The organism is Fibrobacter succinogenes, from assembly GCF_902779965.1.
GTDB classification, from domain to species: domain Bacteria; phylum Fibrobacterota; class Fibrobacteria; order Fibrobacterales; family Fibrobacteraceae; genus Fibrobacter; species Fibrobacter succinogenes_F.
Genome location: NZ_CACZDK010000020.1, coordinates 42,320 through 53,768, shown reverse-complemented (window position 1 = coordinate 53,768; position 11,449 = coordinate 42,320). Strand labels below are relative to the sequence as shown.

The following is an 11,449-nucleotide window of genomic DNA, read 5'->3' as shown; positions in this document are numbered from 1 at the left end:
TTCTATTCCTGGAGCGGGAATACCCGCGGTGTCGCCCGCGAAATCAAGAAGCAGACCGGTTTCGACATGGTGGAACTTGAACTCGTGAAGCCTTATTCCGAAGACTACAACACCGTCTTGAAGCAGGCACAGAACGATCAGCACAAACAGGCGCGCCCTGCCCTCAAGAAAAAGCCTGACGCAAAGAAGTGGGCCGGTTACGAAACGATTATCATCGGTTACCCCAACTGGTGGGCGAGTATCCCGATGCCTATTGCGACTTTGCTCGAAAGTTACGACTTTACGGGCAAGCGGCTTCTGCCGTTCTGCTCCCACGGTGGCGGGCGCTTTGGCCAGAGCATCACCGCGATTGCGAAACTCGCGCCCAACGCAAAAATCGGCGAAGGACTTTCGGTGCATTATTCTGGCGGTTCAAGACTCTCGAAAGATGTGGCCAAGTGGCTCGAGAAAAACGGCGTGAAGACGAAATAATGTATATTCCCTGATATGCCTATTTCCGCCAAAATCCGTATGCCTCTTGATATCGCGATGACGGTCGCGACGCTCGTGCTGATGGGCGGCAATTACTTCTTTGAATCGACCGCCGTTCACGAGATTCTGGGCGTGGTGCTGCTTGTTCTGTGGGCGGTGCACATCACGCTGAACCGGCGATTCTTCCTTTCGCTGTTCAAGGGCCGCTACAACGTATTCCGCATCTTGCAGGCAGTCGTGAATTGCGGGATTCTTTTGTGCGCAATTTTCTTGATGGTGAGCGGAATCATGCTTTCGAACCATGTATTTTCTTGGCTCGGCATTGAAAGTGGAGCCAGTTTTGCCCGCAACACCCACATGCTTGCAAGTCACTGGTATCTTATATTTGTCTCGCTCCATATCGGATTGCATTTGTCGCTGTTCATCCGTGGAAAAGTTGCAACGGGCATAACGTTTGCGCTCGCCGCTTACGGAATTTACGCCTTTATCGCTCGCGGCCTCTGGAAATACCTTACGCTCCAGCAACCGTTCTTCTTCTTGGATCTGGAACGTGGCTATCTGCTGTTTACACTAGATTACATCGCCATTATGGCGCTGTTCGCGGTGGCGATGCACCTTGCGATGACGGCGATGGTTAAATACTCACGCTAATGAATGCACGATACCTGTATTCGTAAGACCTTCTAGTGCGAAAGTTTACTCAATAGAGCATTAATTGTCTTTAATTTCTTCAATAGTATCTAAAATGGCTTTGCAATCAATACCACCGTTTGCTTGGTCTTGTGTAGTTTTCAGGATAATACTTTCAAGACTTAGATAGTCATTTTTCTTCTTTTCCCATTTTTCTCTATAATCTTTTTCTTTAAGAAGACCTAGATGTTCCCAGTAATATTTTTTACCATTATGATTTATGACAAAATCTGGTAAATACTTGTTGCCATTAATTATTATATAGTTGCCATCATTTTCATAATGCCAATCAAGTCCTGCTTTTTCTAATTCGTTGGCTATAATCACTTCTGATTTTGAACGAACCATTATACCATTGTCTGTTCTGTGAATTTTTTCTTTTTCGTACCAGCCTTTATCTTCTATATTGATGAAATTTGGATTCGTAAACAAATCGGTACAACGTTTAGCTAATTCTGAATAAGCATCCGAAGAAAAACGTAAAAGATTTCTAAAATTGTCGTTATATAAAATTACGAGTCCATTCTGTTGTCTAGTTATGGCTGTATACAGAAGTTCTCGAGATAACATTCTGCTGTTTTTATTTAACACAAGGATTACATTTTTAAATTGACTACCTTGTGCTTTATGAACGGTGATTGCATAAGCAAGTTCTAAATCTCCGTCGTCATCATCTCCATAATATTTCCATGGGTACATGTTATCATTATATTTTTTTCCGTAATATGTTACTCCAAGTTGAGTAGAAAATTCAACATTTGGGAAATTTGTTCCTTTTGCACTGCTAACTCTTATCCCGATTTCACCATTTGCAATATAATTAAAATCATTTTTCGGATACGAGTCTGAGGTTCCATTCTTTGTACATATGACTTTATCGCCAACACCAATTTTTTGAAGTCCACAAACCTCAGAATAGTAATTGTTAACCTCTTTAAACTTAGAATAATGTGTTGGACGATACTTTTCGTGGATTATTTCATTAATAGAATAAATGCCATCAGGAGAGTTTTTTACAGGAGTTAGAATTTGCCAATTTTCTGCTTTTGAACCAGAGCCACCATTTTTTGGAACACCAAAAAATCCACCAACATTAAAATTTGTGTATTGACCATTAATAAAAGCTCCTAAACTAATGTCAAATTTTTTTATATCATCTTTATTTTCCATCCCAGCAACATTTACAATTTCATCAATAATTACATCATTAAGTTTTTCATCTTCGTATTTTCTAAAACGAATTCCTGATTCACCTTTTTCGATGGAATCTAAAATACTTTCATCTGGGTTGCTACCACCTTTAAACCAAGCCGCAAAGTCATTCGTCTCTGAAATATTGCTTCGCATAGTCTGGGAAAGCTTAGCAATATTGGAAAGATAATTCTTTGTAAAATGGTCAACTAAATCGGAAAAGGGCTTGCCACAACCTATGGGGGGGAGCTGATTCGGGTCGCCAACAAAGATAATTCTTTTGGCACATGACGCTGCTTTCAAAACTGCTGCAAACATTTCGGTTGTGAGCATCGAACATTCATCTATAATTACCGTATAATCGGATAATTCAACCTTTGATGTTCTTGGAAGCCGGTACCGGCCTGTATTCCAGTCGAAACTGTTGTCTCCAATTAAAAATCCAGCAATGGTTTTTGAATCATATTGCTTGCCGGTTGCATCCCACATTCTAACTCTCGCTTTGCCAGTAGGAGCAAGTAATAAGACTTTTGTATTGATTTCGGGGTGCGCGCACAAAGCGGAAAGTACAGTTGTTTTACCTGTACCGGCATCTCCAATTAAAACAGAAATTTGATTTTGAGCGAGTTTTGCTAAAGCCGCCAGCTTTTCTTCTGCGGCTAATTTTCCCTTTGGAGTATCATTACCGTCAAATTTTGAAAGTTTCTCCTTTAGGATTTTCTTAAAACTATCTATATCTAAATTGATTTTTTCGGATTTTACTCTTTTTCCTATTTCATCACGAGCAACTTTGTCAAATTCTTCTATACTCTTTAATTTTAAATAAGTTGTTTCTTTAATTTTTTTGATGATTATTTTTTCTTTTAAGTAATCTTCAAAAAGTTCTATACTATCAGTGTCAAAATGCAAATCATGTATTAGGTTTCTGGCATTTATTAACTCAACTAAACGAGTGTCCGGCAATGTCGTATGACCATAATTTTGTGCTTGTTCATCGAGTTCACGTATCAAAAAAGCCCTAAGTCTTTCTTTAGAATCTGCCTCAATTATTGTTAAATCTTTGTCTTCTTTTTGTTTTTGCACATTAAAAAACATGCCATTATCAAGAAGTGTTAATGGAATCTGTAAATCCAGCTTGTTTTGTAAAGAATTTTCAAATAATAAATAAGGATTGTTTATGAAATCACCATAAATTGCCTCGTTTTGCAAAATATCCGCGAATTGTTCTTCGCTACAAATAAAACGAGAAAGATTTTTAATTGTTTTAAGATTATCTTTAATAAATTTTTTTGCTTTGGCTTTTTGTGTTGCGGAAAATTCACCATTGTAGTCATCGATTGCTTTGTTCAATTCATTGATGGAGTCTTGAGTTCCATTAAATGAAATATTTTTAATAATATCTAGAGCTATATTTTTATCTTCATCATTAATTTTTGTTGTAAACTTTCCTGAAGAGAGAAGAAGCGTTCCAAGACCGGGATATATTCCACGTTCATTTTGTAAGCGCTCAATTTGTGAGTCTATCCAGCTTGAAATTTTGCCATAATCAAAAATGATTGTAGGAATATCTGTTGAAATTTCTTTATAACATTTTTTAGCCTTTTTTAAAATGCTGATTAATGCATCGTATGATATCAATTCAGAACCGTTGCTAAATTGATCCCGATAATCGTCATCAGCAAATAGAATATACTTGTCAATATTGGGCTGGCTGTTTGCTTGCCAATAATCATACAATTTTTTATAAGGAAATATAAAACCGTTATTGACAATATCATGTTCAATGATTTTGTCCCATAAAGAAGGGGTTGTCGTTATAGATGCATCAGATGAATCATAGTGTTGTGTATCATGTACTTTTTTTACAAAACCAATGCCCAAAACAACTCGACGGCTATCTTCTGTAAAAGGGACATTCTTTAAATACGGTACAATCAAAGATTTTTCGTTAACATTGTCATAGTAATATTCAAGAACGGCTTTTTGGTTTTGGGGCTCGTTTATCCATGTATTATTTATTGGATGATTTTTTGAATTTTTATGCGATGCCTTGTATTCATCTTCACGTTTTTCACTGTAATTAATAACAATAGAAGAAGCCAGTGAATCCTCTGTTCTAAGCCATCGGTAAGGACGGGAAATTAATGATTTGGATAAAATATCAACTTTTGTAGGTTTAATATGTTCAAGACCAGTATATGATGAATATGGGTATTCAGCCATAAAAGACAAAGCATCTTCTGATAAAAATGCTGCGTTCTCTTTAATACAAGGGATTTTCTCTTGATCTTGTATAGTTAGGTCTGTAAACTTTTTTGCAGCAAAAAGACATTCAAAATCACAATTCTTTTTATCTGCGATGCCTTTTAAATACTTGCAGGAAAAGTTGTCTTGTGGATGATTGCATAATGTTCCTTTCCAACCGTTATCCTGCCATGGGACTCTTACTGTTATGTTTTTTGAATTCTGCATAATTTTCCTTTTTACTCAATCAGCCCCAAACCGCCAAATGTGGTCTGTGATTTTGAATTATATTCCTGTAAAATATACGCTTTTCAAGTTTGTTCAAGTGGGTAAACAATCCTAGAGAAGCCTGTTTTCAATAGTTACAGCTGCGTTGGGGTGACCGGCGCGAACGTGACTGCGGGACTCGCCATCTAGGGACATGTCGCACAGAATGAACGCGAAAAAGCGCAGAAGGAAGTGGACAAGTGGGTAAAATAGCCCGCCGTACATTAGATATAACAATGGCCGTACTCACCCTCATATTGATGGGTGGGAACGGTCTTTTTTACAATGTTTTCGGCGGCGAACTTGACAGTAGACTCGTCCACGAAATCTTGGGCGTTGTGCAGTTTGTTTTGTGGGCGGTACACGTTGTTTGGAACCGTGCGTGGATCAAGGGCGTACTCAAGGGAAAATACAACGCGTTGAGAATCGTGCGGACGATTGTTAACGCTGGCGTTATCGTGTGCGTTCTGTTCTTGATGATAAGCGGGATTATGCTATCGAATCACGTGTTTTCTTGGCTCGGAATCGAAAGTGGAGCAAATTTTGCCCGCAACGCCCACATGCAAGCAAGTCACTGGTATCTCGTATTCGTCTCGCTACACATCGGGCTACACTTGTCGCTGTTTATTCGCGGAAAGGTCGCCACAGGCATAACGTTTGCGCTTGCCGCTTACGGAATATATGCTTTTGTCGCCCGCGGTCTCTGGAAATACCTTACGCTCCAGCAACCATTCTTCTTCCTGGATCTGGAACACGGCTATTTGCTGTTCGTACTAGACTACATCGCCATCATGGCGATGTTCGCGGTGGTGATGCACCTTGCGATGACGGCGATGGTTAAATACTCACGCTGACAAAAATGTGAAACTTCGCCCTTATAAAAATTCTATTTTAAACTTTGATGAAAACCATTAAACAAAATTTCCTTTTGATGATTGCGGCGGCATTTTTTGCAATTCTCGCCGCGGTTGTCGAAGGGTCTTTTGTTTATGACTACGATGTTGAATTAAACTCAAGCGTCGAATTAAGCTATGCCGAATTCAACCAAGACGCCGCTCACGAAAAGTCACATTTTCTGTCGCGAGAAGTTTCATCAGAAGCCGTTCTGCTCATGCGAAGAGCCGGGCAACAGGCGCTTTCACGTACTTTACGGAATGCGGGTTTTCAAGGAATTGGCGGTCGCGATGCAGCAGCATTTAAATGGGGTGCAAAGCACACTATTCAAAAAGTTTTTGCATCGATCGGAATACATAACGGCTTTCCGACACCCCTTGCATATCAAATTCCCAAAGAATATTACGTATTCACATTAAAACGAATACTTTGTTAACAAGTTCTTTCTCTCGATACACATTCCGCCGCACAAACAAGCGGCAAAATTTAAACTTTTAACAAAGAGAAAGAACATGGAAAACATTTCCAAAATGGAGATGGCGACAGCCCTCTTCAATCAAATTTATATCAAAACCGAAAAAGCCTTTTTCGGCCTCAAAACCAAAGTCACTTACGCCCCGACAAATTCTCCTGTCGTAGGGACCGCATTGGAATTCGCTCCCGCAGAAGGGCAAAAAGCAAAAGCAATTCTCGAAGCCTCCCCCGCTGAACTCGACGCCGTCCTGCAAAAGAATGGTCGCCCCAAAACAAGCGATAACGGGAACATGAAACTGAATCTCTGCTACTCGCGAGACCATGAATTCGCAGCATTCCACTTGCAACAATTCTCGGGATTCGAATACCACACGGTTGTCGAAACGCGATTTGCCACAGGCGATGAAGCGAAAAAACTGCTTCACGCATTCATCAAGTAAACGTAAAACATAAAACAAAGCGGATGTCGAAAGCTCGGCATCCGTTTATCTTTCTAAAAGTTTTCGTTGAATAAATACATCAGGCTTTGCCACAAGCTACTCATACGACACGAGAATTGAAAACGTAAGCAATGACCTAAAAACTACAGATAGGACTACATAATAAAACTACACAAAAAGCTACACTGAAAGCAAGAATAACCCAACGCATTCCCGTTCCGTTCACCGGCCTGTTGCAGTCAAGTACGCACAGACTGCAGTGTAATATCCTGTGACAGTTTCGGTGTACGAATCCGCAGCTTGCTGGCGCAACGTTTCCGCTTCTAGCAAATTGCTAAGCGTCGCAGTGCCCGCATTGTAAAATTCACGTTGTATGCGCAAGTTTTCTTCGGCCTGGGCAATGGCATCACGACTGATTTCTATTTGTTTGAAGGATTCGTTCAGCGTGTTCCATTTGGCATCAATATCCACCTTGATCAAGTTCTTGTTTTCTACCTCGTCAATCGCCGCCTTTTGCGCCTTCAAGTCAAGCTTGGCGGTAGAATAGCTATTGCTCCACCAATCCGAAATCGGCACCGTAAGCGATGCAAAAAGCACGCCATTCACAGCATCATCGTCAAGCAAGTTTTGATAAAGCAAACTTGCGCCAACAGCAAGAGTTGGGAGAACTTTGCCGCGTTCCATCGAACGCTCCTTTTCGGCAGCTTCGCGACTGATGGCAAGCAACTTACTTTCGGCACGGCGTTCAACACCATCGTCAGCAGAAATCGCGTAAGATTCAGGCGGCGTTATTTGTGAAAGATCAGCATCGGCAAGGTCAAAATCAGCATTGTCGCGGTTCATTTGCCGCGCCAGCATCAGCTTTGCGACCGAGATTCCATTTTCAAGTTTCAGACGATTGCTTTGCAGCTTTTTCTTTTCGAGTTCAACACGAAGCAAATCATTTTTCACAGCGACCCCCGCTTCTACAGCAACTTGGACATCGCTATAAATTCCATCCACCTGTTTTTCGGCTTCGGCAAGTGTTTTCAACTTTTCCTTAAGCGAAATAATGAGCCAGTAATAGGTCTCCGTATTCTTGCGGATTTCCGTTTCGGTAAGAGTTTCCTGCAATTTGGCAACACGAGTTCCAATTTTGGCAAGCTGATTGCCGTTGTAAATTTGTCCGCCCACAAAAATCGGCTGAATCAAAGTCAAATGCCCAATAATTCCTTTATCAACCATTCCCATATTAAAAGTCGTCGGAAGTCCTGACAACAAAGAAGGGTCAATCCCCGCCTGCACCAAGGTCGGCGCAACTTGTTGTCCGACACTTTCCATTTCTTTGGACAGATCCATTTTTTGTTTTACCAAGAAATCGTTCGAGATAAAGGCAAAACCACCGGCAAACACCTTCGGGAAATACGCCGGGAAGGCGCTTCCTTCGGTTTCTTCGGCCATTTGGCGATTCACTTTCGCACTTTTCAAAGTCGCATTATTTTCGCGTGCAATACGCAAGCAATCATCAAGCGTATACACATCCGCCGCGAACGATGCGGAAATGCTAAAAATAAGAGCAACCATTATGTTATTCAATTTATTCATTTTATAAACTCCCTGGATTCTTCGTCCCTTCGGTCCTCAGAATGACGCAAAGAGAACGTTTACTTCTTACCATCCACTGCCTATCGCCTACTTTTTCCTAATCACTAATCACCAACCACTAACCACTAATCACTTTCCTGCGTCTGAATTTCATACAACTTACACCCCAATAAGCAACGGGCAGCACAGTCAAAATCAAGCACATCGTCACAAGCGTTCCCCAGAAAATGATGATGGCCATAGGCACCCACAGACCATCTCCACTCACCATCATAGGTAAGACTCCCGCAGAAGCCGCCGCCGAAGTCAGGAATATCGGACGCATACGCCTAAGTGCCGAATTGTATATGGCATTTTTGGGACTCAAATGTTCCTTGCGTTTCAATTCCTCAGCATAATCAATCATGATAATTCCATTACGCACCATAATTCCAAACAAGCTCACCATGCCAAGGACGCCCGTAATCGTGAAATCCATATCCGTAATCCACATGGCAACACCCGTCCCGAAAATAGAAAGCGAAAGCAACGAGAACAACGTGAACGCGATACGAATTTTTCGGAAGTGCCATACCATGATAAAGAACATCATAGCAACAGCCACGACGAGACCTTTAAGGAGTCCAGGAAGCGTTTCGATAACAGAGGCCGCTTCGCCACCAAGCTCCAATTTAACCCCTTCGCTGGCAGTCAGTTTTTTCAACGATTCAAAATGTTTTAAAGCAAGGTCATTCGCACTGACATTCTGCGAAACTTCGGCAGAAATCGTCACCGTCGGGAGACCATTCCTTCTATCGCGCGCGCCCTCGTTGAATACAGGCGAGAATTTTGCAATCTGACGGAGCGGCGCATTAGAAAGTCCGCCATAAGTTGCGATTTGTTCATTTTCAAGATTCGAAAAACTTGCAGAATCAGCATGCGTTCCCTTAAGCACAACAGGAACATTTCTATTGCCTTCCCAAAGATTTGCAATCGGGAATCCGGCATTGTAGCGAGAAGCAAGCATCGCCTCGACAGAAAACTGGTTCACCCCAAGTTTCGAAGCATTTTCGTCAAGCGAAACTTTAATGCCGCTCAAAGGTTCTCCATAGGAACTGCGAACAAGATAAACACCTGGGAGACCCCGCAAATAATTTTTCACCTTTTCGCTTGCAACTTTACGATTTTCATCCGTTCCATCGGAGATTCTAATTTCTATTGGCGATGCGGCATCGCTAAAGCTGAGCTGTTTAAAGCGCACAAATACATTTGCAAAATGATCTACATATTTTTCCGAATACTCCTTGATAATCTCTTCTGTAGCATGAGCACTTTCGGTATTTACGATAAACTGCGCAAAATTTTCACCGGCAAATTGCGGTGCATAAGTCATATGAAAACGCGGCGAAGACATTCCCTTGAATGTCGTAATGTAGGTGACTCTCGGATCTTTTTCCAAGATACACTTCATGCTATCCGCCACGGCAGAAGTCTGATTAATCGAAGTCCCGTTCGGCAAATAGAATTCTACTGAGAGCTGGTTGCGTTCCGCAATCGGCATGAGTTTTATGGGGCGAGAAATAATCATAACCGCGCCCAAGACAACACAAATAACCGCCACAAGAATGGTCAATTTTGGGAACCTGAAACAAGTTCTTAAAACGCGTTCATAGATAAAGTTCGAGAGACTCTCAAAAGAGAACTTGCTCTTCTTTTTTGTTTTCGGTTTTAAGAAAGCAAATTGCAAATAGGGAACAATAAATATCGCCACGAGCAAAGAAATCGAAAGAACGATAGTCACCGCCCACGGGAATGTTGTCACAAAATCGCTAAACATTCCATTCATCGTCACCAAGAACGGGAAGAAGGTAATGCTTATGGCGAGCGTAGCCGAAAAAATCGATTTCAAGAAATGAACGGCGCTATGTTCCGCCGCTCTCCAGCGTGTACCAGAACCATAAATTCGTTCTTGATAATCATCCAATATCACGATGGAATTATCTACAATCATTCCCAGCGACACCATCAAGGCTGCAAGCGTCACACCGTTTATTTCGTAGCCGAGGCCAAAGAAAAGCCCAAGCGAAATGAAAATGGATATTGGAATAGTCGAAGCCGCAATCAATGCCACCTTGAAAGGTTGCAACAGAACAACCACAATAATAACCGCCAATACGGCAACCAAGATTTCTCTCAAAAAGTCATCAATACTTTTGCCAACAACTTCCGTCTGGTCCGTAATGCGGAACATCTTGACTTCTTCAGGCAAGCTGCTTTCAAATTCCGAAAGCACCTGTTTTATTTCCTTGCCCATTTTCACGATGTCGTGGCCTTTTTTCATTTCGATGCTAAGCATCACGCACTTGTTGCCGTTCACTTCGATATAGGCTGTACGATCAGGATATTCGCGTTCCACACGGGCTACATCTTTCAAGCGAACCACACTTCCGTCAGGCGCACTAAAGACAATTGTTTCGCGGACACTTTCTAAAGAATTCACGCCGCTTTCCACATAAATCGGGTGGTTGTAATCGCCGTCCCTTAAGGTTCCCGCAATATTCACGAGGCCTTGCCCCGAAAGGAACGCGGTCACCGACTTGTAGCCCAGCCCATATTGGGAAAGTTTTTCGTTATCCAGATAAATAGAAATCTGGTCTTTCTGTTCGCCAAAACGCGTAATGCGGCCGACACTTTCAAGCGGTCTTAAGTTATCCGCAAGTCCGTCAAGATATTCACCCAATTCACGATAAGTTTTATTCTTGCTTTCTATCGCCAAGAGCATCGACGAAGCATCGCCAAAATCATCCATCACGATGATTGCAAGGACTCCAGCAGGCAAACTCGACTTGAACTGCGAAACACCATGCTTGAATCGACTCCAAAATCCATCTTTGTCATACACGTAATCTTCAAGCGCCACCTGAACAATCACCATGCCATCGCGAGTCATAGAAGTCGTTTTGCTTTTTTTGACATCGCCATAAGTGAAGATGTAATCTTCAAGCGGTTTCGTAACACGGTCTTCCACTTCTTTTACAGTTGCACCGGGATAAACCGCAATCACAACGCCCTGACGCACTGTAAATTCAGGGAACTCATTTTTTCGATTAGCAGAAAGGCCATAAACGCCCAATAGCACCAAAATGCAGCAAAGCATAAACACAATGCCGCGATAACGCATGGCGGTTTCAACAAAGGAACGTTTCTTTTTCATA

Annotated in this window: 8 protein-coding genes; 5 read left to right on the top strand and 3 right to left on the bottom strand. The window is 41.8% G+C overall.

Features of this window, described 5'->3' with window-relative positions:
- Together HUF13_RS10365 and HUF13_RS10360 are read left to right on the top strand one after the other, a co-directional pair.
- A partial coding sequence (locus HUF13_RS10365) for a flavodoxin (RefSeq protein ID WP_304039081.1) occupies positions 1–471 on the top strand: 471 nt, incomplete at its 5' end.
- A 15-nt stretch (positions 472–486) separates the two neighbouring features.
- Entirely contained in the window at positions 487–1,122 is a 636-nt protein-coding gene (locus HUF13_RS10360; protein WP_173475058.1) for a DUF4405 domain-containing protein, read from the top strand.
- A gap of 60 nt (positions 1,123–1,182) precedes the next feature.
- Here HUF13_RS10360 and HUF13_RS10355 read toward each other — a convergent pair whose 3' ends face one another.
- Positions 1,183–4,824, bottom strand: a complete 3,642-nt coding sequence (locus HUF13_RS10355; RefSeq protein ID WP_173475057.1) for an AAA family ATPase — start codon at positions 4,822–4,824, stop codon at positions 1,183–1,185.
- 275 nt (positions 4,825–5,099) lie between these two features.
- Between HUF13_RS10355 and HUF13_RS10350 the strand changes: the two genes are divergently transcribed.
- From HUF13_RS10350 to HUF13_RS10340, 3 genes are all read left to right on the top strand, one after another.
- Complete coding sequence (locus HUF13_RS10350; protein ID WP_173475056.1) at positions 5,100–5,717, top strand: DUF4405 domain-containing protein; 618 nt, start codon at positions 5,100–5,102, stop codon at positions 5,715–5,717.
- A gap of 47 nt (positions 5,718–5,764) precedes the next feature.
- The gene (locus HUF13_RS10345) at positions 5,765–6,193 is read left to right on the top strand and encodes a hypothetical protein (protein ID WP_173475055.1); all 429 of its coding nucleotides are present in this window, start codon (positions 5,765–5,767) and stop codon (positions 6,191–6,193) included.
- A gap of 76 nt (positions 6,194–6,269) precedes the next feature.
- Entirely contained in the window at positions 6,270–6,671 is a 402-nt protein-coding gene (locus HUF13_RS10340) for a hypothetical protein (protein ID WP_173466806.1), read from the top strand.
- A 222-nt stretch (positions 6,672–6,893) separates the two neighbouring features.
- Here HUF13_RS10340 and HUF13_RS10335 read toward each other — a convergent pair whose 3' ends face one another.
- The gene (locus HUF13_RS10335; protein ID WP_173475054.1) at positions 6,894–8,255 is read right to left on the bottom strand and encodes a TolC family protein; all 1,362 of its coding nucleotides are present in this window, start codon (positions 8,253–8,255) and stop codon (positions 6,894–6,896) included.
- A 118-nt stretch (positions 8,256–8,373) separates the two neighbouring features.
- Entirely contained in the window at positions 8,374–11,448 is a 3,075-nt protein-coding gene (locus HUF13_RS10330) for an efflux RND transporter permease subunit (RefSeq protein ID WP_173475053.1), read from the bottom strand.
- Position 11,449: the final 1 nt, after the last annotated feature.